Annotated in this window: 17 protein-coding genes, 1 tRNA gene and 1 pseudogene; 10 read left to right on the top strand and 9 right to left on the bottom strand. The window is 70.6% G+C overall.

The features are described 5' to 3' along the window. Positions 1-38 precede the first annotated feature (38 nt). Positions 39-112: transfer RNA gene (locus ACFW2Y_RS05270), tRNA-Pro, on the top strand. A gap of 411 nt (positions 113-523) precedes the next feature. On the opposite strand, the gene ACFW2Y_RS05265 is transcribed toward ACFW2Y_RS05270, so the two are convergent. Beyond that, complete coding sequence (locus tag ACFW2Y_RS05265; protein WP_384873813.1) at positions 524-691, bottom strand: hypothetical protein; 168 nt, start codon at positions 689-691, stop codon at positions 524-526. Between the two features lie 385 nt (positions 692-1076). Between ACFW2Y_RS05265 and ACFW2Y_RS05260 the strand changes: the two genes are divergently transcribed. From ACFW2Y_RS05260 to ACFW2Y_RS05250, 3 genes are all read left to right on the top strand, one after another. Next, a complete protein-coding gene (locus tag ACFW2Y_RS05260; protein ID WP_384873906.1) occupies positions 1077-1616 on the top strand; it encodes a SigE family RNA polymerase sigma factor in 540 nt (179 codons plus the stop codon). Beyond that, positions 1613-2506: a hypothetical protein gene (locus ACFW2Y_RS05255; protein WP_384873811.1), complete on the top strand. Its 894-nt coding sequence runs from the start codon at positions 1613-1615 to the stop codon at positions 2504-2506. The genes ACFW2Y_RS05260 and ACFW2Y_RS05255 overlap by 4 nt, the downstream gene beginning before the upstream one ends. Before the next feature lie 204 nt (positions 2507-2710). Continuing rightward, positions 2711-3577 carry a serine hydrolase gene (locus ACFW2Y_RS05250; protein WP_384873808.1) on the top strand — a complete coding sequence of 289 codons (867 nt, stop codon included), beginning with the start codon at positions 2711-2713 and terminating at the stop codon, positions 3575-3577. A 979-nt stretch (positions 3578-4556) separates the two neighbouring features. On the opposite strand, the gene ACFW2Y_RS05245 is transcribed toward ACFW2Y_RS05250, so the two are convergent. The 3 genes and pseudogenes from ACFW2Y_RS05245 to ACFW2Y_RS05235 all read right to left on the bottom strand — a co-directional run bounded on the left by ACFW2Y_RS05245 (position 4557) and on the right by ACFW2Y_RS05235 (position 7047). Continuing rightward, positions 4557-5171 carry a TetR/AcrR family transcriptional regulator gene (locus ACFW2Y_RS05245; RefSeq protein ID WP_384873805.1) on the bottom strand — a complete coding sequence of 205 codons (615 nt, stop codon included), beginning with the start codon at positions 5169-5171 and terminating at the stop codon, positions 4557-4559. A 241-nt stretch (positions 5172-5412) separates the two neighbouring features. Next, a pseudogene (locus tag ACFW2Y_RS05240) lies at positions 5413-5610 on the bottom strand (acetoacetate decarboxylase); the annotation flags it as partial. 231 nt (positions 5611-5841) lie between these two features. Beyond that, positions 5842-7047, bottom strand: a complete 1206-nt coding sequence (locus ACFW2Y_RS05235) for a PucR family transcriptional regulator (RefSeq protein ID WP_384873802.1) — start codon at positions 7045-7047, stop codon at positions 5842-5844. A 144-nt stretch (positions 7048-7191) separates the two neighbouring features. On the opposite strand from ACFW2Y_RS05235, the gene ACFW2Y_RS05230 reads away from it, so the two are divergent. After that, on the top strand, positions 7192-8679 hold the full coding sequence (locus ACFW2Y_RS05230) for a long-chain fatty acid--CoA ligase (protein ID WP_384873800.1): 1488 nt from the start codon (positions 7192-7194) through the stop codon (positions 8677-8679). Between the two features lie 295 nt (positions 8680-8974). Here the strand turns inward: ACFW2Y_RS05230 and argJ are convergent, their stop codons facing one another. The 5 genes from argJ to ACFW2Y_RS05205 form a co-directional block, all read right to left on the bottom strand. After that, on the bottom strand, positions 8975-10141 hold the full coding sequence (argJ, locus tag ACFW2Y_RS05225; protein ID WP_384873797.1) for a bifunctional glutamate N-acetyltransferase/amino-acid acetyltransferase ArgJ: 1167 nt from the start codon (positions 10139-10141) through the stop codon (positions 8975-8977). Between the two features lie 247 nt (positions 10142-10388). Further along, a complete protein-coding gene (locus tag ACFW2Y_RS05220) occupies positions 10389-12011 on the bottom strand; it encodes an ABC transporter substrate-binding protein (RefSeq protein WP_384873795.1) in 1623 nt (540 codons plus the stop codon). Beyond that, positions 11959-13176 (bottom strand): GNAT family N-acetyltransferase, encoded by a 1218-nt coding sequence (locus ACFW2Y_RS05215; protein ID WP_384873792.1) that lies wholly within the window; start codon positions 13174-13176, stop codon positions 11959-11961. The genes ACFW2Y_RS05220 and ACFW2Y_RS05215 overlap by 53 nt, the downstream gene beginning before the upstream one ends. Next, complete coding sequence (locus tag ACFW2Y_RS05210; protein ID WP_384873790.1) at positions 13173-14801, bottom strand: ABC transporter substrate-binding protein; 1629 nt, start codon at positions 14799-14801, stop codon at positions 13173-13175. Before ACFW2Y_RS05210 ends, ACFW2Y_RS05215 begins: the two co-directional genes overlap by 4 nt. After that, positions 14801-15901 (bottom strand): GNAT family N-acetyltransferase, encoded by a 1101-nt coding sequence (locus tag ACFW2Y_RS05205; RefSeq protein ID WP_384873787.1) that lies wholly within the window; start codon positions 15899-15901, stop codon positions 14801-14803. Before ACFW2Y_RS05205 ends, ACFW2Y_RS05210 begins: the two co-directional genes overlap by 1 nt. 137 nt (positions 15902-16038) lie before the next feature. Here ACFW2Y_RS05205 and ACFW2Y_RS05200 point away from each other — a divergent pair, with 137 nt between their 5' ends. From ACFW2Y_RS05200 to cs1, 5 genes are read left to right on the top strand one after another with little or no spacing between them, the layout of a single operon-like run. Next, complete coding sequence (locus tag ACFW2Y_RS05200; RefSeq protein ID WP_384873785.1) at positions 16039-17760, top strand: thiamine pyrophosphate-binding protein; 1722 nt, start codon at positions 16039-16041, stop codon at positions 17758-17760. A 1-nt stretch (position 17761) separates the two neighbouring features. Beyond that, positions 17762-19285, top strand: a complete 1524-nt coding sequence (locus ACFW2Y_RS05195) for an asparagine synthase-related protein (protein ID WP_384873782.1) — start codon at positions 17762-17764, stop codon at positions 19283-19285. Further along, complete coding sequence (locus tag ACFW2Y_RS05190) at positions 19282-20565, top strand: ATP-grasp domain-containing protein (RefSeq protein WP_384873779.1); 1284 nt, start codon at positions 19282-19284, stop codon at positions 20563-20565. The genes ACFW2Y_RS05195 and ACFW2Y_RS05190 overlap by 4 nt, the downstream gene beginning before the upstream one ends. 53 nt (positions 20566-20618) lie before the next feature. Beyond that, positions 20619-21521 (top strand): agmatinase, encoded by a 903-nt coding sequence (gene speB / locus ACFW2Y_RS05185; protein ID WP_384873903.1) that lies wholly within the window; start codon positions 20619-20621, stop codon positions 21519-21521. Positions 21522-21523: 2 nt separating this feature from the next. Then, positions 21524-22501 carry a clavaminate synthase Cs1 gene (cs1, locus tag ACFW2Y_RS05180; RefSeq protein ID WP_384873776.1) on the top strand — a complete coding sequence of 326 codons (978 nt, stop codon included), beginning with the start codon at positions 21524-21526 and terminating at the stop codon, positions 22499-22501. Positions 22502-22552: the final 51 nt, after the last annotated feature.

Raw genomic sequence — 22552 nt, 5'->3', positions numbered from 1 at the left:
GCACGGCGACGCGGAAGCGAAACCGCGAAGACGTGCACCGGGACGTGGCGCAGCTTGGTAGCGCACTTGACTGGGGGTCAAGGGGTCGCAGGTTCAAATCCTGTCGTCCCGACTCGAAAGAGTCGCAGGTCAGGGGCCGTTTCAGAGTGATCTGAAACGGCCCCTGACTCGTTTCGGGGACCATGTGGGGACCAACCCGGCTTGACCGCGTCAGCGGGCCACGACGATCCGGCTCGGCAGGGACCGGGGTGCGCGGAGCGCGGTGGCGTGTGCGGAAAGCACGGCTTTGGCGGCGACCCGAGACCCACGGGTACGGCGGGTGAGGGGCGTCGGCGCACCGCAGGGCCATGGTGGTGAGTTCGGTTGGCCGGGCATCGTCACCGACGCCCGGGACCGGCATTTCTGCCCGCCAGGCGGAGGAGCGGGGTGGCGCCGAGGTCCCGCCGTCGACGAACGTGAAGCGCGTGACTGACGTGTCGAAGGCGGTGCCGCTTTTGGTGATGTGCAGTGGACCGCACTCGGTCTACAAGTGGTCGTCGGTGCCGACCGGCTGGCAGCCCGTCGGCAGGCGGTGCCTGAAGCCCTTGAGCCGCATCGAGCCGGTGACCGCGCCCGTCGTGCGGTGGGTGTGGTTCGCGCACATGTTGCCGGAGTCGCGCGACGTGGTGGTCGAGGACCCCGACTGGAGCACGAAGAGCTGTCCGCCGACCGCTCTGTTGCGTTGGCGACCCCGGTCCGGAGGAGAGGAAACGTATCGCTCATGGACCTGGTCCAGGGCGCCACGCTTCGGCCGGCCGAGCTGGAGCCGCTCACCTACCGGCTGCCCACCCGGTACTTGCAGGTGTTCCCCCAAAGCGCACCGCTCGTGTCACCCGGTTCTCTCCAGGCGGTGATCGTCGGCTTGATCAACACTCACTCGGAGTCCTGGCGGCGGGAGAGGCGGGCCACCCCCTCCAAGATCACGTTTGGGTCACAGCTCCGGATCGCGTGCAGCGATTGGAGGGTCGCCTCCGTCAGGTCGGATGTGGAAGCCACGGGGCTTCGAAACGGGGGATCAGGAATGGTGTGTGGCGCACATGGAGTGGGGGCTGCTGATGCGAGAAGCTGACGTCCCCGCCTTCACGGCTTTCGTCGAGGCCCGCTCGCCGACGTTGTTCCGGACGGCGCTGTTGCTCACCGGCGAGCGTCATCTGGCCGACGATCTGGTGCAGTCCACGCTGGAACGCCTGTGCCGCCACTGGCGCCGGGTGCAGGCCGCCGATTCGCCGGAGGCGTATGCGCGCCGGATCCTGGTGAACCTCGCCCATGACCGCTGGCGAAAGCTGCGCGGACCTCTGGAGGTGCCCCTGGACGACGGCATCGGTGGCGGAAGCGTCGACCCGTACAAGGAACTTGACGTCCGCGACGAGTTGATGCGGACGCTGCATGCGCTGCCGGTCAGAATGCGGACCGTACTGGTCCTGCGTTACTTCGAGGATCTCGACGACGCGGAGATCGGCGCCTTGATGGACATATCGCCCAGCTCTGTGAGGTCGCAGGTGACGAGAGGGCTGGCGAAGCTGCGCTCGGCCGTCGGCCGGCAGGCGCTCGGCGCACACTCTGGAGGGGCGGCATGAAGGAATTCCACCTTGAGGAAGAACTGGCCACGGCCATGCGCGACCGCGCGGTGCAGCACCGCCCTGGTACGTACGACGCGGTGGGACTCGTGAGGAGGGTGCGACGACGCCGCAGGCGCCTGCAGGCGGGGATGGCGACCGGGATGGTGGCGGCGATGGGTCTGGCCGCCGGCTTCGCGGTACAGGAGGGGCGCGAGCGCGGCGCGGCATCGGTCCAGCCCCTGACCTCGCCGACCGTGGGGACCAGCGCCAGCACCCCTCCCCAACCGGTGCCTTCCAAGCCGCCGTCCGGCCCCGCGGAGACGGCAGGCGCTCTGTTCCTGGCCGCCGTGCGCTATCAGGACCCGGCGACCCGCGACGAGGTGAACCTCGCCGAGGTGGCGGGTCTGTTCGCGGACGAGAAGGCGTACCGGCGGATTTGGGGAACCGACTCACGCGGTGTGACGTGCGGCGCCGAGGTCGACGGGGCACTGGTGCAGGGCGGGGTCCTTCTGTACCGGGGGACCGAGCAGGTGGCACGGACCGCCATGCCGGAGTTTGACGCGTCCTCGGGGAAGGTGACCGATCTGACCTGCGCTGCTGCCCAGCCCGGGGGCAAGGGTTCGGATCCCGCCGTGTCGGGCTTCTACGGCGGACTGGTGGCGGCCACCAAGGCGGGCGACTCCACAGCACGAGCCGGGCTCGCGGAACGGTTCTTGAGCCAGGGACTGCGGGCTGCCCAGAAAGAGACCGCCGGCACCTGCTCCTCGCACACCCCCACCTCCTGGGTTGCTGCCAACCCCGCCTCTGGAACTCTCACTCACGGGTGGACCATCACCCTCAGCGACGGCTTCTCCTTTCCCGTTGAGATCGACGAGAACGGGAAGATCGACAAGTCCTGCGACGGATAGGCCGGTACTTGACCGGCCCGGTAGCCCGGTAGCCGGGTCGCCCCGTCGCACCATCACGCACCACCTCACGTGTCCATCGGTTGATTCGGTCGTGAATTCCCCCACGCACACCCCCGGGATTCCTTCCGCATGCCCAAAAACAAAGGTCTGCCATTGAACAGGAAGACAGCCCTGGCCCTACCCCTGCTCCTGGGCGTGACGGCGATGGCCTACACCATCCTGCCCGCCTCGGGCGTCACTGATGTCGCATTTCCGCGCACCTGGCCGCGCCATGCATCCCCGTCCGTCCCCACGTCTAAGACCACCCCCACGGTGCCCCTGCGGTCGCCCCCGGCACACGTGCAGGGCCCAGAGCATGCTGCGCGAGCAGCGCTCGACGGGCTTGAGCCGTTCGAAGGCCGGTACGCGCTCGCCGTCGCGGATCTGAATTCGGGGCGCACCTTCACACACGGCGCGTCCGCGGAGACCTTCGCTTCGGCCAGCATCATCAAAGTCGACATCCTGGCCGCGTTGTTGCTGCAGAAGCAGGATCGCGGAGTGCCGCTCACCGAGGCTCAGAGGCAGCTCGCCTCCCGCATGATCCGCTTCAGCGACAACGACGCGGCGCAGGAACTCTGGGTGTGCATAGGAAGGCGCCAGGGACTGGACGCGGCCAACGCGCGACTCGGACTCAGCGCGGCCCGTGCCGGACAGGGCGGCCCGTGGGGGCTCACACGAACCACGGTTCATGACCAGGTGGCCCTTCTGAAGGCCGTTTTCGAGGATGACTCACCGTTGTCCGCCACCTCCCGGGCGTACCTGCGCTCCCTCATGAGCGACATCGCCGCCGACCAGGACTGGGGCGTGAGCGCTGCGGGTTCACCCACCTCCGTACCCGTCCTCAAAAACGGCTGGCTACCTCGCGAGCCGACGGGCCTGTGGGTCGTCAACAGCATCGGCATCGTCGAATACGAGGGACGCTCCATGCTCGTGGTCGTCCTCACCGACGGTCAGCCCACCCGGGAAGCGGGCATCGCGCTCGTCGAGCGGACGGCGATCACCGCGGTTCACGCCCTCGTCGAGCCCGTCTGACGGGCGAGCGGTTACGTCGGGAACGCGTGGTCCACCCACTGCCGGGCCGTGGTCCTGTCACACGGGGGCACGTCTGAAGGAATGTGCAGGTTCACGATGTGACGGCCTGGCCCCGGGCTCGGCCTCGGGTCCTTGGGCCGGGCCGGCACGTAGGGTCCGACGGAACGCGAGCGTGGCCTCGTGTCGGCGCTCCGCCTCGTCTTCGGGCACACCAGCTGGACGAGGCTTCTCCTGGAGGGTCAGCGGCTGTTCCGAGCCACCACCGGACGGCTTGTTGCCGGGGGCGCGATTCGCCATTCGCACGGCTCCCCCCAAGGCGTCCAGGAGACCGCAGCCGATCACCGACCGGGTTTCGAACCGCAACGGCCTGTTGCGACCACGAGGAGAGGAGTAACACCGTGTCGAGTGGGTGACCGGTTCGCGTCGTTCCGCAGCTGAGCTCGGCGGGGGCCAGCGAAGGGTGCACGCACCTTTGTGAGTGCCTCAGTCGCATCGACGTCTCGATCGCCGGCGACCTCGACGGTAGGGGTGCCGAGGACCTCGGGTGCGGTGCGGGAGCGTGCCTCGCCGAGGGCGTGTGCGGCTTGGGGACCACACGGTGTGCGCGACGCCGAACGGCACGTGCGTGGATGCACGTCCCACGCCCTGATCTTGTCCTCTATGTCCAGAAAATATCCTTGACTCCCAGTCCTGGTCGGCAAGCGGCCTCAGGTTCACATCCTGTCGCCGTTTGGCCGCTTGGGGGGCCGACCTGTTTCGACCGGTAGGGGTGCGACTGGGCACGTGCTCGGCGGAGCATGCTGGAAAGTGCGGTTCGACGGCGTGGAGACCTTGCGCTCGACGAGCGGTTGCACGCGTGGGGGCCGTGCCCGTGCACGCCTCTGGGCCGATGCCGTGCGCAACGGGGAAACCGGCCGCTCCGGGCGGCCCGTTCATGGACCTCGGCAGTGCCGCGGCCGGGCGTCCGCCGGCTCGAGGACTACGCCGTCCCGTTCGCCGTGGTCGCCTCCCTGATCGCGGGGGAGGCGGCGAACAGGGCGAACACGGAGGCACGGACCTGTTGGGCGACGGCCTCGGGAGTGGAGGCGTCGAGCTTGCCGTCGAGGTGCAGGAACGCCAGGCCGTGGGCGAGGGCCCAGACGGTGGTCGACAGTGCCCCGGTGTCTTCGACGCGGGGGAAGGCGTCACGGACGATGCCCTGGACGTACTGGGAGATGGCTTCCGTCGCGGCGACGCGTTCCGCGCTGGTCGGGTCGCAGGGCTCGGCGAACATCGCGCGGAACAGCGCGGGGTGGTCGAGGGCGAACCTGACGTAGGCGACGGCGACGGCGGCCAGGTCGTCCGGGGCCGACGGGGCGGGGTGGGCCGCCGCCAGGTGCTCGGCGAGTTCGCGGTAGCCCTCGGCGGCGACCGCGGAGACGAGCGCTTCACGGTCCGCGTAGTGGCGATAGGGGGCGGTCGCCGACACCCCGGCCCGGCGCGCGACCGCGCGCAGCGACAGGCCGGCACTGCCGTCCTCCTCCAGGAGTTCCCGCGCTGCCCGCAGACAGGCGGCACGCAGATCACCGTGATGGTACCCACCGGTCTGTGGCATGGCTCACGCTCGCTCTCCGCCGCTCTCCGCATGTTTGCGACGTGCACACCGCAACCCTGATGTGAACGGCGCATACATCCTAAACGGGCAGGAGGGCAGGAGGGCAGGAGGATCGGGACGGCCTGTGTCCGGCCGTGACCGGATCGCCCGGGGGAGGACCCTTCTTGGTTCCGTGCAGGCTTCGACCGGTTCGTCGGTGGTTGGGCGGTGCCGCGAGGACCGGTCGAATCGTTGCTCGCTGCTACCCGTTCCGGCTCTTGACCGAGGTGGGCACCGGCATGTGGAGGGCGGCCTGGCCCTCGGTCATCACATCGAACTGGACGGTCCGCTTCGGCCGGAGCGAGCGCAGGTCGTCGGACATGCGGCCCTCACCGAGCTGGAGGATGATCCCGCCGGTGCTGCGCGTCGTGCCGGCGTTCAGCACGTTGGTCTGGTGGAGCACGCAAGTGCCCCGTCCTGTGGCCTCGTCGGCCGCGGCTGGTCCCCCGCCTCGGGCGTCAACGCCCGAGGCCATCGTTTGCGCCCCGCCCGTCGCCCGCAACCCGGCCGCGAGCGCCAAGGCGTCCAGTGCCCCGTGGCGCTGGTCGGGCGTCTCCTGCTCCGACCGTCCGGACCGTGAGGGAGGACGGCACCGTGCGGCGGGTCATGGACCGAGCCTTCGGGTGCGGCTTCAGCGACCGCCGTCCGCTCGGCCGGCCGCCCGGCCGCCAGTGCCCTTCCCGGGGCTGCGGACCGCCAGGAGCGCCGCGCCGATGTCCGCCGCCGTCCGCGGATCGGAGAGGGACCGGCCCGTCACTTCCTCGATGCGCCGGAGGCGATAGCGGACGGTGTTGGGATGGACGAACAGATCCCGGGCTGCGGCTGCGGCCGAGCCTCCGGAAGCGAACCAGTGCTCCAGGGTCCGCAGGAGCCGGGACCGTTCCGCGGCCGGCAGGTCGAGCACGGGCTGGAGGGTCACCTCCACGAGGTGGGCGGCCTCGGCCGGCGCCGCGGCGACGACCATGGCCAAGGGATCGTCGTCGAACCGCGCCACACCAGGCCCGGCACCCGGCAGGCCGGCCAGGGCCAGACGGGCGAAACGCAGGGCCTGTGGAGCGTTCTGCAGCGACCCGAAGCACGGGCTGAACCCCACCCGGGCGCGACCGCGCCGCAGGATGCGCAGGCAGGTGTTCTCCGCAGCGGCACGGGGCAGTGCGATCAGGGCGAGCTGCTGATCGGGCAGCAGTCGCCAGGCGGAAGGGAGTTCCGCCCGGCGCAAGGCCGCCTCCGCGCCCGCGAGCGGCTCCTCGCCCGGGGCGCCGACCTCCGCGACGGCAACGGCGTACGGACCGTGTTCGGGCAGCCCCAGTTCACGGGCGGCCTCCCACATGGTGCGGTCGGTGATGACGCCGGTGAACAACGCCTCCACCAAGGCCGAGCGCCTGGCCTGTCCCCGTGAGGTCAGTTCGGCCGCCGTCTCCCGGTAGGCCACTGCCACCGCCTCGGCGTACAGGCCGAACAGCGCCCAGAACTTCGCGGACTCCGAGACCAGCAGGTCGTTCGAGACCTCGGGGTGCGTACGCGCCTCCGCGAGGATCTCCGTCCACAACAGCTCCGAGCCGATGCGGTAGGCACGCAGCGTGTCGGCCAGTGGGACTCCCTGCTCCGCGCGGGCCCGCCCGGTCTCGCGGGCCGCCTCCGCCTCCGGGGCGCCTTCACCGTGGAGGTGCGTCAGCAAGCGGCCCGCGTTGGCGAGGCAGGAGCGCCGCAGCGAGTCCAGGGAGACGAGCGACTCGTCCCCGTACGCGTCGACCTCGGAGCGGATGCGCAGCGCCATCTTCTCAGCCAGCTCGGGAAGCCTTGCACGGAGCGCCGATGTCACACCCGAAATGCTCATGACCGCACCGTATCCCCATATTTTTGTCGCCAGGAACAAAACGGGGACGTGAACGCTGTCACCTCGGCCATAGGTCGGGTCCGCGTACGACTGCAAGATGTCGGCGATGTAAACGTTCGGCGGTTTCGTGTGACGGAGGCGGTCATGGTCAATCTGGCGGGATTCCTCGTGGAGACGGCACAGAGGCAGCCGGAGCGCCCCGCGCTGCGGCTGGGGGAGCGGGTCATCACCTACGCCGAGCTGGACGAAGGTTCCGCCCGAGCGGCAGCCCTGCTCCGGTCCGAGGGCGTGCGGCCGGGCGACCGGGTGGCCCTGATGCTGCCGAACGTTCCCGAGTTCGTCTTCCTGTACTACGGAATCCTCCGCGCCGGAGCGGTCGTGGTTCCGATGAACCCGCTCTTGAAGTCCCGGGAGACCGAGTACCACCTCGCCGACTCCGGCGCGGCACGGCTCTTCGAGTGGCATCAGGCGCCGGGTGAAGGCGCGCAGGGGGCCGCCGCCGCGGGAGTGCCGCACACCACCGTCGAACCCGCCGGGTTCGCCGCGATGCTGGCCGCGTGCGAGCCGCTGCCCGAGGTCGCCGACACGGGCGGCGAGGACATGGCCGTCCTGCTGTACACCTCCGGCACCACCGGCCGGCCCAAGGGCGCCGTCCTCACCCACGCCGGTCTGCGGCACAACACCGAGGTCAACAGCGTCGAGATCCAGCGGATGACGCCGGACGACGTGGTGGTGGGCTGTCTGCCGCTGTTCCACATCTTCGGACAGATCTGCACCATGAGCGCGGCCGTCCGTAGCGGCGCCTCGCTCGTGATGATCCCGCGGTTCGATCCGGGGGCCGTCCTGGACGCCATCGCCCGCGAGCGGGCGACCGTCTTCGAGGGCGTGCCGACGATGTACGCGGCGCTGCTGCAGCACCCGTCGGACGCGGACCTGTCGACGCTGCGGATGTGCATCTCCGGCGGCGCCTCACTGCCGGTGGAGATCCTGCACGGCTTCGAGCGGCGCTTCGGCTGCCCCGTCCTCGAAGGCTTCGGCATGTCCGAGACCAGCCCGGTGGTCACCTTCAACCATCCCGACAAGCCGCGCAAGGCCGGCTCCATCGGCACCCCCATCCGGGACGTGGCGGTGCGCCTCCTGGACGAGGAGGGCCGGGACGTGGCCCTCGGAGAGATCGGCGAGCTGGCCGTCCGGGGCCCCAACGTGATGAAGGGCTACTGGAACCGCCCGGAGGAGACGGCGGCCACCATCCCCGACGGCTGGCTCCGCACCGGCGACCTCGCCCGCGCCGACGAGGAGGGCTACCTGTACGTCGTCGACCGCAAGAAGGACATGATCATTCGCGGTGGCTACAACGTCTACCCGCGCGAGATCGAGGAGGTGCTGCACGAGCACCCGGCCGTTGCCCTGGCCGCCGTCGTCGGCGTCCCGCACCCCGAACTGGGCGAGCAGGTCGCGGCCGTGGTCGTGCTCCGCCCCGCCGCACGGGCCTCGGCCGACGAACTGCGGGAGTACGTCAAGGAGCGGGTGGCGGCCTACAAGTACCCGCGTCACGTGTTGCTCGTGGACCAGCTGCCGCTGGGGCCGAGCGGCAAGATCCTGAAGAGGGAGATCGTCCTCCCGGCGGTGTGAGGGTCGCGTCCGAGCACCGGCCCGATCCGCGACCTGCTTCCGGTCGCACCGCTCCGTCTGATCGACCGGAGAGGCGCCCCGGGGCGGGCCGGACCTCCGGGGCCGGTGGAGAGCGGGTGTTCGCCGCTCTCCACCGGTGCGCCGGAACCGGTCATCGCTGCGGGCGAGGGTGATCCGTTGCGCACGGGACGGGATCTCGGAGCGCGACGGACGGTCCGTCGTGCGGGCGCCCGTCGCGGGACGGCGTCGTCCCGGAGCGGCACGGGCCCGTACCGCTCCGCCAAGCCCCGTCGAATCAGGTCGTGTACTGGGAGTTGAGACGGACGTACCCTTCGGTCAGGTCGCATCCGTACACGGTGAAGCGACTTTCCCCGGTACCGAGACGGATGCCGATCACGACCTCGTCGCTGCCCTTCAGATAGGCGGCCACGGACTCGCGGCGCTCGTCCTCGTCCGCCCCGGGCGGATAGACCTCGACGTCTCCGAAGCGGACGGTGACGTGCTCCGGGGTGATGTCCAGGTCCTCCCGGCACTTTCCGATGGCCATCACGACCCGGCCCCAGTTCGGGTCCGCCCCGTGCACGGCCGTTTTGACCAGCGGGGAGTTGACCACCGCCTTGCCGACCCGCTTCGCCTGTGCCGTGTCGCGGGCGCCTTCGACCTCGACCTGGATCAGCGTGGAGGCCCCCTCGCCGTCGGAGGCGATCATCTTCACCAGCCCCAACGCGACTGTGTGCAGGGCTTGTTCGAACGCCTCGGAGTCGACCGGACCGGCGAGGCCGTTCGCGAAGAGGGCGGCGGAGTCGGAGGTGGAGGTATCGGTGTCGATGGACACGGCGTTGAAGGTGACGTCCATGACCCGCTTGAAGACCGTCGTCAGCGTCTCGTCGTCCAGCTCGGCATCGGTGACGAAGAACGTCAGCAGGGTCGCCATGTCGGGTTCCAACATGCCGACGCCCTTGGCGATCCCGGTCAGGGTCGCATCGCCGATCCGCACGGTCAGGCACTTCGGACGGGTGTCCGTGGTCATGATCGCCCGCGCGGCTGCCCCCATGTCCCGCGGTTCGGCCGGCGGCCAGGCGAGGCCGCCCAGGTGGTCGCCGATCCGTTGCATGGGGTACTGGCGGCCGATGACCCCGGTGGAGGCGATCAGCAACTCGTCGGGGGCGATGCCCAGGGCGCGTGCGGTGGAGTCCCGTACCGCCGCGGCGTTCTGCGCCCCTTCCGCGCCCGTGGCGACATTGGCGTTGCGGGCGATGACGACCACCCCCCGAGCACGGCCGTCGGCCGCCGCGGCACGCGAGAGGGCCACGGACGGTCCGGCGAACCTGGACCGGGTGAAGACCGCCGCGGTGCGGGCCGGGACCTCCGAGGCGATGACGCACAGGTCATCGCGCCCGTCGTCCTCGACGCCGACGGGCGCGGTGTGAACGATGAATCCTCGGGGTACCGCGTCGTGCATGGCGGGATCCGCCTTTCGCTGTGGGGTTCGGGCATGCGCATGGGGGTGGACGAGGGGCGCGACAGGAGGATCCACGGCCCGTCGCCGCAGGGCTCTGGCATCGGACGGTGCGGGCGGTGCACCCCCCTGGACGCGTGCACCGCGCCATCGTGGTTCGCCCTGCCGGTGCACGGCCCCACCCGGGTGGGGCCACGGGGTGCCCCGCTCCCGGACGGGAGGGGGCGTCAGCGCCCGCGGGGTCCCGGGTTCACCGGGTGTTCGTGTCCTCCTCCGCGGCCCGCGCTTCCCCGTCCACGACCGACAGCACCGCATAGTCGTACATCCCGTAGGCCGGGGACATCCTGATGTTCGCGGCCCGCGGCCCCCTGAACACCACCGACTTGACGTACATGTAGGGGCACATGACGGCCTCGTCCATGGCGGCACGGTCCACGGTGGCCCATATCCGGGCGCGCTCCTTGTCGTCGCGCGTCGCCGCTCCGGCGTCGAGGAGCGCGTCGATCCGGGGCGAGGCCAGCTCTCCGAGATTCTGGTTGCCCGTCTCCTTGATCGCACGCGAGTCGGCGATCTGCTGGAGGAAGCCGTAGCCGTCGGGGAAGTCGGCGGCCCAGCCGAACATCACGATTCCGATCTGGTGTTCCCGGACATACGCGGGAACGCCGACCGCCTTGGTGAAGTAGTCGCCGGAGGTGAAGGGAACCACCTCGGCGCGGATGTCGACGCGCGCCAGCGCACGGGACAGCGCGAGCGCGGCGTTCCACTCCTTGGTGCGGTCCTTCCGGGCGGCGATCCTGGTGGTGAAACCGTCCGGGAGGCCCGCACGCGCCAGCTCCCGTCGAGCCGCCTCCAGGTCCCCGGTGCCTTCGGGACCGACCGGATACCGGTCGAAGTGGTCGTACCCCACGACGGACGCGGGCAGCAGGGTGGTGGCGATCTCCCCGGCGGCGTCGCCCCCGTAGGCGGCGAGCATCGCCGCCTTGTCGGTGGCGTACTGCACGGCACGCCGGGCGTGCACGTTCTTCAAGGGGCCGATGTTCTGGTTGAGGCAGTAGAGCCAGACGAAACCCGTGCGTGGATTGTCCACCTGCCGTTCCAGCTCCGGATCGGCCAGGACCAGCGCCTGGGTCTCGGGCTGCACCCCGACGCCGGCGAGGTCGACGTCCGCCTCCCCGTCGAGCAGAATGCGGTCGACCTCCGGACCGCTCGCCCCGAGCCGCACCGTGATCCGGTCGGGCAGGGCCGTCCGGACGGGATCGGTCGCGGTTTCCCAGTGCGGGTTGCGGTCGAGCGTGAGCCGTTCGCCCGGCACGTAGGTGGAGATGCGGTACGGGCCGGAGGACACCGGACGCCGGTGGTACTCCGGATAGGTGTCGTGCTCGCGCGGCACCGCGATGGTGGTGGGCAGCGCGGCGAGGTAGTCGAAGGCCGCGAAGGGCTCGCGCAACCGGAAGACGAGGGTGCGGTCGTCGGGTGTCTCGATCCCGTCCGGACCCGTGAGGTACTGGCGGAAGTACGCGGGCCCGCCGCGCGTGACCGGTGTGCCGTAGACCTGCTCGGGGTAGGCGGCCCGCAGTACCGCGTACTTCACGTCATGGGACGTGACGGGCGTGCCGTCCTCGAACCGCACCCCCTCGCGCAGCCGGTAGGTCCAGGTGCGGGAGTCCTCGGACGCCTGGCCGAGTGCTTCCGCCAGGTCCGGTACGAGCCGCGGACCGCCCTCTGCATCGGTTGCGTAGCCGACGAGCGCGCGCCCGATGAGACGGATGAAGTTCCAGGTGTACGCGTAGTAGGTGTCGGCGGGGTCGAGCGAGTCGAAGTCATCGGTGCGGACGTACCTGAGCGTTCCGCCCCGTTGGCCGGACGGGTTCACGGTGCCGCATGCTCTCGCGTTCAGTGCCACGGGTGGTCCCAGCGCCTCTCTCGTCGTGCAGGTGGTGTGGAAGGCTCGTGCGTTCGGTGCCGAAGGGCGCGTGGTCGCTCGCGTCGAGGGGCGGGGTGTCCGGGCGGGCGGCCCCTCGTCCCGCGTCCGCGCCCGGCGATCGGCGGACGCCCAGTTCCCACATGCTCCGCGTGCCGGTGCGGACGAACCCGAAACCGGCGTTGATGCGGAGCATGTGCGCGTTCTCCGAAGCGTTCCAGGTGTCCACGTGGGTGAGCCGCGGTTCGGCGGCCCGGCACGCGGCCAGGTTGTGCGCCTTGACCAGGAGTCCCAACCCCCGTCCCCGGTAGGCGGGGTCGACCACGGTGACGGCCTGGAGCGCGTTGTCCGGGTCGGTCCGCGTCATGGACAGTGCGGTCCAAGCGGCCATCCGCCCGGTGCGGCCGTCGATGACGCCGCACTGGTAGGCGCGCCGGCCGCGCGCGATGCGCATCCGCTCGAAGTCGCGGATCCGCGACACCGCGTTCGGCTGCGGCTCCCAGTCCATCTGTCCGGTCGGGGCCTCGGCGGAGAGGGTGGCCTCCAGACGGGCGGCCTGCGCGACCAGTTCTTCGGGAACGGTCGATCCCCAGAAGCGCAGGCGCAGCGGTTCTGGAGGCGGGGGCGGGAGCGGCGCGGCGTCGACGTGGAGCCGGAGGTGCGGGAAGGCCGCTAGGGGGCGGGCCCCCAGCCTTGCGGCGAAGTGGTGCCCGGGGGTCGTTGCGGGGTCTTCCGGTCCGGCGTCGGTGACCAGCAGGATCCGTGAGCGACGGTGGGCGGCGGCGCGGTCCCGGGCGAGTTCCGCGATCCGCGTTCCGACGCCCCGCCTGCGGAAGGCCGGGTGGACGACGAGGACGCTCGCGGTGACGGCTTCGGTGTTCTCCTCCAGTGGGAACTCCAGGCGTACGGACGCGACGCAGCGGCCGTGCACGTCGTAGGCCGCCCATTCCTCGATTTCGGTCGCCGGCGGGGCGACGGAGAGGGAGCCTTCGAGGTCGGCGGGGCAAGGCCGGGGGAGATGGGGGAGGTCGGCGGCGTGTGCGGCCAGGCGAAGGCCGTGCACGTCGCCGACCACGCGCCGGTCGGCGGGGTCGACGGCCGTGAGGAACACCGTCACGGGACCAGCCCCATGGCCTGGACGTCGTACAGCCCGAACGCGGGGTGCACATAGACGTTTGTGACGTCGGGGTGCCGGTAGTGCAGCGTGCGGTCATGGGCTATCGGAAGGATGACGGCCCGCTCCATGACCACCTCCTCGACGCGCTGCCAGAGCCGGTGCCTGGCCGTGGGGTCGGGGAGGGACTGCGCCTCGTCGACGAGCTCCTGGATCAGCGGGTCGTCGAGTTCGGCGAAGTTGAAGTTGCCGCCGCCGCGCTTGATCTGCCGTCCGTCCACCAGGGGGGCCAGGAAGCCGTACTCGGTGGGGTAGTCGGCGCCCCAGTCGGTGACGCCCAGGCCGAGGCCGAGGGCGCGCACGGTGTCCGGGTGCCCCAGGCCGGAGCGGTAGTACGAGGCGGTGTCCAGGACTTCGACGCGGGCCCGGATGCCCACCCGGGCGACGGCGTCGGCGAGGGTCCGGGCGACGAGTTCGAACTTGCCGGGCTGGGTGGCGATCCTGGTCTCGAAGCCGTCGGGGAGTCCGGCGGCGACCAGCTCGGCCCGGGCCGCCTCCAGGTCGCCGGTGAGGTCCGCGCCGCAGGGGTAGCGGTCGTGGCGGGTGTGGGAGGGCAGGGTGGGCGGGATCAAGCTGGTGGCGAGCGATCCGCCCACTCCGTCCCCGCCGCGTGCCTCGAGGAGCGCGGCCTTGTCGGCCGCGTGGAACACGGCGCGTCTCGCGTGGACGTCGTCGAACGGGGGGACGCACGTCTGCACGGTGACGTACTGGAGGAAACCGGTGGCGGGGTTGTCGGCCCTGGCGCGCAGAGCGGGATCGGCGAGGATCACGTCCCGCGCGGCGTGCTGGATGCCGCGGCCCTCGACGTCGATGTGGAACTCACCGGCGATGAGACGGCGGTCCAGGTCGTTGACGTCCACCCCGAAGGTGACGGTCATGTCGTCCGGCAGGGCGGGGCGAAGCGGATCGGTGTCGCGGTCCCACATCGGGTTGCGGACGAGGTGGAGGGAGTGCCCGGCGCGGTAGTGCCCGATGCGGTAGGGCCCGGAGCACACCGGCGCCTTCTCGTAGTCCTCGCGGGTGTCGAGGTGGACGGGGACCGGCGCCGTGTTGGGCTGCGCCATCACGAAGTCGAAGTCGGCGAACGGACGCTTGAGGCGGAAGCGGAGGGTGCGGTCGTCCGGGCACTCGACGGCCCGACAACGCTGCCCGCCGTAGGGGCCCCGGTAGCCGCCGTGGTCGAGCAGGTCGAGGAGGTAGGTGGGCCCGCCGGGGAGGACGTCCTGAGCGAAGGTCCGTTCCACGGCGTGGGCGACGTCCCGGGCGCGGATCACCTCGCCGGTCTCGAACCGGACGCCGTCGCGCAGCCGGTACGTCCACGTCAGGCCGGAGTCGGACACCTCGCCGGGGCCGCTCGCCAGGTCCGGCACGACCGCGGGGGTGACCGGGTCGGTGCCGAAGGCCATCAGGGTGCGGTGCATGGTCCGCTGCAGCAGCCACGACCACACGTAGTAGGTGCGGGCGGGATCGAGTGAGTCGACATCGGCCGAGGCCACCATGGACAGCCGTCCTCCGGGCCTGCCACCGGGGTTCGCCACGGCCTTGACGGCGCCGTTCCAGCCGGACATCAGCCGAGCTCCTTCACGTACAGGTATTGAGCGGACAGGGAACATCCCCGGGAGACCTTGGCCTCGGTGGAACCGATGCCGTAGTGGACCGTCTTCACCCCGTGCCGCGGAGCATGGTCGGCGAGGACGTAGTAGAGCAGTTCGTAGTACAGGGGAAGCTTTCCGACCGCTCCGTAGTCGAAGCCGGCGCGGTGGGCGAACCAGGCGTCGCCGTGGGAGAGGACCAGGCCGAAACCCACGATGCTTCCGTCCAGCACTGCCCTGGACACGAGCGCGCGGTCACCGAGGCGCTCCGCAGCGGCCTCCAGGACCGCTTCGGACCGCTTCGGATCCCAGCTCGTCATGCCGTACTTGGCGAACAGTTCGGTCTCCAGGGCTCCGAGCCGGGGGATGTCGGCGGGATCCAGGGGCGCGAGGGTGATCTCCACACCCGAGGCCTCGATGTGGCGCCGCTCGGCGCGGACGCGGCGCGAGCGCCGGGAGGGCAGCGCCAGGGCGTAGTCCATGAAGCCCTCGCCGGGCAGGGCCAGGGAGGCGAACTGCCCCGACAGGTGGGAGAGGTAGCCGCGTTCGCCGAGCACCTCGCGCTGGATCCGGTCGGAGGCGTCCACATAGGGGAGGCAGATCGACCGGCACCCTTCGCGGGAGGCGATGCGCTCGGCCCGTTCGAGGATCCGGTGCGCCGTCGCCGCGTCGGCGCCCGGCCGCAGCAGCAGACGGGTCCGGCCGAGGTGCCGTCCGCCGCACATCATCGACGGCATGAGGCGCTCGACGTCGCCGAATCCGGCGAGGACCTCCGCGGCCCCGTCCATGCCCTCTTCGGTGCAGTGGCGGATCAGCATGTCGGTGCGGCCCAAGGACCACGGGGAATCACGGGTGGCCCGCACCATCGGCAGTGCCGCCAGCACGCGGCTGTCCGCCTGTGCGCGGCTGTCCGCCTGTGCGGTGAGGTAGCCCATCCATGCTCCGGCGGAGTCCTGGAGGACACGCATCCAGTCGGGGCAGAGGAAGAAGTCCTCCGGTCCGACGAGCGCGTCCCAGCCGGCCTCGCGCGCGTCCTCGGGCGTCTGCCATTGGTCGATCACCACTCCACTGCTCACACGGCCGATCTTCGGGCGCGGCGGTCTCCGCCCACTCTCGACGCGGTCCCTGATAGCCGCCGGAGAGAACGGCGAGAGAGCACCGCCGCAGGGTGTGTCCTGATCTCTCGTCACCCCGCGAACAGGAGTCCCGTTTCATGTCCCGTGTATCCACCGGCCCCAGCGAGCAGCCGACCACCGCACACGCTCTGCTCAAGCGCCTGCGCGAGCACGGGGTCGAGAAGGTGTTTGGTGTCGTCGGCCGTGAAGCCGCGTCGATCCTGTTCGACGAGCAGGAGGGCATCGAGTTCGTCTTGACCCGGCACGAGTTCACCGCCGGCGTCGCCGCCGACGTGCTGGCCCGGATCACCGGCCGTCCGCAGGCGTGCTGGGCCACGCTGGGCCCCGGCATGACCAACCTGGCCACCGGCATGGCGACCAGCGCCCTCGACCGTTCCCCGGTCATCGCGATGGCGGCCCAGTCGGAGTCGCACGACATCTTCCCCAACGACACGCACCAGTGCCTCGATCTGGTGAAGATCGCCGAGCCGGTGTCGAAGTACGCCGTCGAGCTCCAGCGCCCCCGCGAGATCACCGACCTGGTCGACACGGCCGTCACGAACGCGATGACGGAGCCGGTCGGACCCTCCTTCATCAGCCTTCCGGTGGACCTGCTGGGCTCCTCCGAGGGCATCGACCTCGACGAGGACCACGGCCCCGCACGCACCCCCGACAAGCCGATCATGGCGGTGCAGCCCGGTTGGGAGCAGGCCGCGGACCGGGCCGTCGCCCTCGTGCGCGAGGCCGCCAACCCGGTGTTCGTCGTTGGTGCCGCCGCGATCCGCGCCGGGGCGGTCCCCGCGATCCGGGCGCTCGCGGAGCGCCTGGACATCCCCGTGATCACGACGTACATCGCCAAGGGCGTGCTGCCGCACGAGCACGAGCTGAACTACGGAGCCGTCACCGGCTACATGGACGGGATCCTGTCGTTCCCCGCACTGGAGTCCCTCTTCGGCCCGGCCGACGTCATCCTCACCCTGGGCTACGACTACGCCGAGGACCTGCGTCCCTCGATGTGGGAGCGGGGCGGCGCGAAGCAGACCGTCCGGGTCTCCCCGACCGCCAACCCCGTGCCGCGGATCTACCGGCCGACGGTGGACGTGGTCACGGACGTGCTCGCCTTCGTCGAGCACCTGGACGCCGGCACCGCGGACGTACGGGCGAAGGAGCGGCACGAGATCACGGCCGTGCGCGAGCGGATCAGCGAGCTGCTGTCCGACCCGGAGACGTACGACGACGGCATGCGCGTCCACCAGGTGATCGACTGCATGAACACCGTCATGGGCGAGACCGCCGAGGAGGCCGAGGGGACGATCGTCTCGGACATCGGCTTCTTCCGCCACTACGGGGTGCTCTTCGCCCGTGCCGACCAGCCGTACGGCTTCCTGACCTCGGCCGGCTGTTCCAGCTTCGGCTACGGCATCCCCGCCGCCATCGGTGCGCAGATGGCCCGGCCGGGGCAGCCGACGTTCCTGATCGCCGGAGACGGCGGTTTCCACTCCAACAGCGCCGACCTGGAGACCATCGCCCGGCTCGGCCTGCCGATCGTCACGGTCGTGGTGAACAACGACACGAACGGCCTGATCGAGCTGTACCAGAACATCGGGCACCACCGCAGCCACGACCCGGCCGTCAAGTTCACCGGCGTGGACTTCGTGCAGCTGGCCCAGGCCAACGGCGTCGACGGCGCCAGGGCGACGACGCGCGAGGAACTGCTCGCCGCGCTGCGCAAGGGAGTCGAGCTGGGCCGCCCCTACCTGATCGAGGTCCCGGTGAACTACGAGTTCACCGCGGGCGGCTTCGGAGCGCTGAAGATCTGACATGACCCAGACCGTCCTTCCCGCAGCCTTCGGCTTCCTGGCCTCCGCCCACAGCGGCGGGGGCCCGATCCCCACGGCGGCGTTCGCCACGCGCGGCCGGCACACCCGGCTGTCCGAGCGGTTGCACGGGCAGACCGTGGACGCCGTACTGGTCCACCCCGGCGCCGGCCCGTGCGCGGCACACGCCACCGACGGGGACGTCCTGGTGTTGTTCGCCGGGGAGATCTACAACCGCGACGAGATCCACGGCACCGTGGGTTCTCCCGCGAGCGCCTCGGACGCCGAGCTGGTCTCGGGCCTGTTCGAGAAGTACGGCCCCCATGCGTTCCGGTTGGTCAACGGCCGGTACGCCGCGCTGCTCGTGACGGGCACGCGCGTGCTGGCGGCCACGGACCACGCGGGATCCGTCCCGCTGTACGTGCGTCCCGAACCGGGGCACGTGCTGGCCGCCACCGAGGTGAAGGTGCTCGCGGAGGCCGGGGCGGCGGAGGGCGGCGCCCCGGTCCCGGGGCCGCGCCGCCTCCGGGGGCTTCCCGGGGTTCACCGGGTTCCCGCCGGGACGGTGCTCGACGTCCGGGTGGACACCGGTGAGGTGACGGCGCACCGCACCTGGGTGCCCCCGGTGCACCGGCTCCTCATGGAAGAGGACGAAGCGGTCAACAGCGTCCGCGCGGCGCTGGAGAAGGCCGTGATCCGGCGGCTTCCCGGAGCCGGAAGGCCACTCGTGGTCCTGTCCGGCGGGATCGACTCCTCCGCCGTGGCGGCGCTGTCCGTCGGCGCTGCCACGGCGGGGGTCGACACCCTGTCGATGGGCACGGACGTCTCGAACGAGTTCCCCCAGGCCCGGGTGGTGGCGGACCACCTCCGCTCGGAGCACCGGGAGATCACCGTCGGTTCCGAGGACCTGCTGGCCCTGCTTCCGCACACCGTTCACGCCGCCGAGTCGGTGGATCCGGAGGTCATCGAGTACCTCCTGCCGCTGACCGCGCTCTACCGTCGCATCGACGGGCCGCCGCGCAGGGTGCTCACCGGGTACGGGGCCGACATCCCCCTGGGCGGCATGCACCGGGAGGACCGGCTGCCGAACCTGGACACCGCAGTGGCGTTCGACATGGACACCTTCGACGGCTTGAACGAGATGAGCCCGGTGCTGTCCGCCGTGTCCGGCCACTGGTCGACCCATCCCTACTGGGACCGCGAGGTCTTGGAACTGCTGACCTCCCTGGAGGCCGGCCTGAAGCGCCGGTACGGGCGGGACAAGTGGGTGCTGCGCGCCGCCATGGCCGACCTCCTGCCCGCCGAGACCGTCACCCGACCCAAGCTCGGTGTGCACGAGGGCTCGGGGACGACCGCGTCCTTCTCACTGCTGGTCCGCCGGGCCGGCGCGGCGGAGGACGAGGTCGCGGCCGTCAAGGCCCGGGTCGTCCAGCGGTTGTTCGACCTGACCGTGGTCGGCGGGGTCCATCCGGACGCCGTCGTGGTCGAAGAGGTCATCGGGAAGATCCTGGCCGAGGGGGGACGATGACCGGATACGAGGGGTTCCAGGGCAAACGGCTCGCCGTCGTGGAGTCGATGCTGCACGACGCCTTCTACTCCGGCATCCACCTCGCGCGGGACCTCGGCTGCGAGGTGTGGCTGCTGGTGCAGGGCGAGGAGTGGTACACCGGGGGCGGCCGGCCGTTGGCCGAGCATCCGCTGGGCCGGGTCGACCGCGTGCTGCACGTCGACACCCACGACTGGCGCGCCGTGGTCGGCGTTCTCACCGACGAAGAGGGCAAACCCCTGGTGGACGGGGTGCTGTCGTTCTCCGATTACCACACGGAGGTCACTGCTCGCGCTGCCGAGCACCTCGGCCTGCCCTCGCAGGGGTTGGACGCGGTGCGTGCGGCGAACCACAAGCACCTGCTGCGGGCCGCGCTGGACGGGGACCCGGCGAACGTGCGGTGGCGGCTGGTCACCTGCCTCGAGGAACTGGACGAGGCGATCGCCCACGTCGGGTTGCCGCTGATCGCGAAACCTCCGTCCGAGGCCATCTCCTACGGCGTCCGCAAGTGCACGACCCGCGAGGAGGCGGTCGGGGCGTGGCGGGAGCTGTCGGACATCCGGCAGTCCCTGAGGGGACAGCCGCGCCCCGGACACGTGCTCGTCGAGGAGTACGTGCGGGGCACCGAGGTCAGCGTCGAGTCGATGACGGTGGACGGAGCCACCCACTTCTTCGGCGCCACGTCCAAGTACCTCCACAAGCAGACCATGCTGGAGGAGGCCCATTCCTTCCCGCTCGCCCTCGAACCCGAGGTCTGGGACGGGCTCCGGTCCTGCGTGGACCGGGCCCTGCGGGCCATCTCCTACCGCCAGGGACCGGCCCACACCGAAGTGATGATCACCGAGGACGGGCCGCGCGTCATCGAGGTGAACCCCCGGCTGCCGGCCCACATGATCTCCACCATGGTCACCGACGTCTGCGGGACCAACCCGCACCTGGACGCGAAGCTGCTTGCCCTCGGCCTGGAACACGTACCGGCGGGAAGGCCCGGTCGGGGCGTCGCGGGAGGCGCTGCGGTGGTGGTGCTCTTCCCCGACGAGAGCGGCGAGTTCACCCACATCGACGGCCTGGACGAGGCCGAAGGGCCTGGTGTGTCGGTTCGCCTGCACCACGAACCGGGCGACCTGGTCGCCGAGAGGTTGGACAACTCGGCTTCCGTCGGCTTCGTCTACGCACACGGCCGCACCGCCGAGGACGCACTCGACAAGGCCCGGCAGGCGGCGGCCCGCATCCACATCCACACCCGGAGGACGACCCCGTGAGCGGTCAGATCAACTCGAGCGTCTCACCACGGTACGCGCAGATTCCCACGTTCATGCGGCTTCCACACGACCCGGCCCCCCGGGGTGCGGACGTCGTGGTGATCGGAGCTCCCTACGACGGCGGCACCAGCTACCGTCCGGGCGCGCGCTTCGGACCCCAGCAGATCCGCTGTGAGTCCGGCCTCATCCACGGCGTGGGCATCGACCGCGGCCCCGGCGTCTTCGACCTGATCAAGGTGGTCGACGGCGGAGACATCAACCTGACGCCCTTCAACCAGCACATCGCCATCAAGACGGCGCAGGACCACTTGTCGGCCCTGCTCGAGGACAACTCGGCCTTCCTCATGCTCGGCGGTGACCACTCGCTCACCCTGTCCGCGTTGCGTGCCGTCCACGGCCGGCACGGTCCGGTGGCCGTTCTCCACCTCGACGCCCACTCCGACACCAACCCGGCGATGATCGGAGGGGAGTTCCACCACGGGACCCCCTTCCGGCACGGCATCGACGAGGGGCTCGTCCAAGCGGACGCCATGATCCAGCTCGGCATCCGCGGACACAACCCCAAGCCCGACAGCCTGGACTACGCACGCGGCCACGGCGTGCGCATCGTCACCGCGGACGAGTTCGCCGACCTGGGCGTGAGGGCCACGGCCGACCTGATCAAGGAACGGCTCGGAGACCGCCCGGTGTACGTCTCGGTGGACATCGACGTCTTCGACCCCGCGTTCGCGCCCGGCACGGGCACCCCGGCCCCGGGCGGCCCCACCAGTCGCGAGGTGCTCGCCCTGTTGCGCACGGTTGGTGAGCTCAATCCGGTCGGATTCGACGTGATGGAGGTGTCGCCCATGTACGACCACGCCGGAATCACCAGCGTACTGGCCACCGAGGTCGGTGCGGAGTTGCTCTTTCAGTACGCCCGCGCGCATCAGACGAAGAAGAAGGAAGAGGAGAGGTAGAAATGGCGATCTTGGACGCCACCGAGCACCGGGAACACCTGCTGTCGCTCGTGTCGAAGCTTCCGTCCGTGCCCCGTCAGGACCTGTACGGCTTCCTCGACGCCGCGCACAAGCTCGCGCAGGAGCTGCCGTACGAGATCAGTGACGTGCTCGACGCCTTCAACCAGGTCGGCAACGAGGACGGGTTCCTGCTGATCCGCGGGCTTCCGGTCGAGGCGGAGGAGGAGTTGCCCCCGACGCCGACGAGCACTCCGGCGCCGATTGAGCGGAAGCGCCTCAACATGGAGGGCTTCCTCGCGATCGTCGGTCGGCGTCTCGGCCTCCACACCGGATACGCGGAGCTGCGGGCGGGAACGGTGTACCACGACGTGTACCCCTCGCCGGGCGCGCACCACCTGTCGTCGGAGACCAGCGAGACGCTCCTGGAGTTCCACACCGAGATGGCGTACCACACGCTGCAGCCCAACTACGTGCTGCTGGCGTGCACCAGGGCCGATCACGAGCGCAGGGCGCAGACGCTCGTGGGGTCGATACGCAAGGCCATCCGGCTCCTGGACGAGGAGACCGTCGACCGGCTCCACGACAACAAGCAGCCCTGCGAAGTGGACGTGGCGTTCCGCGGCGGGGTCGAGGACCCCGGAGCCATCGCCAAGGTGAAGCCGCTGTACGGTCCCCAGGACGACCCGCTCCTGGGCTACGACCGCGAGCTGCTCAAGCCCGAGAGCGGGCCGGACGCAGAGGCCGTGGCGAAGCTCTCCCAGGCCCTCGACGATGTCACCGAAGGCGTCTTCCTCACCCCCGGAGACGTGCTCATCATCGACAACTTCCGTACCACACACGCCCGTACGCCCTTCTCGCCGCGCTGGGACGGCAAGGACCGCTGGCTGCACCGGGTGTACATCCGCACCAACTCCCACGGCCAGTTGCCCACGGGGGGCGAGCGCGCCGGTGACGTGATCACCTTCACCCCGCGCCGGTAGGCCCGCGGCGAGGACGCCCCGTCCGGGGCGGACGGCCCTGCCCGCCGGGGG

The sequence above is a fragment of the Streptomyces sp. NPDC058877 genome (assembly GCF_042742855.1).
Lineage (GTDB): Bacteria > Actinomycetota > Actinomycetes > Streptomycetales > Streptomycetaceae > Streptomyces.
Note: the sequence above shows the minus strand (reverse complement) of the source record. Positions and strands in the feature narration are given on the sequence as shown.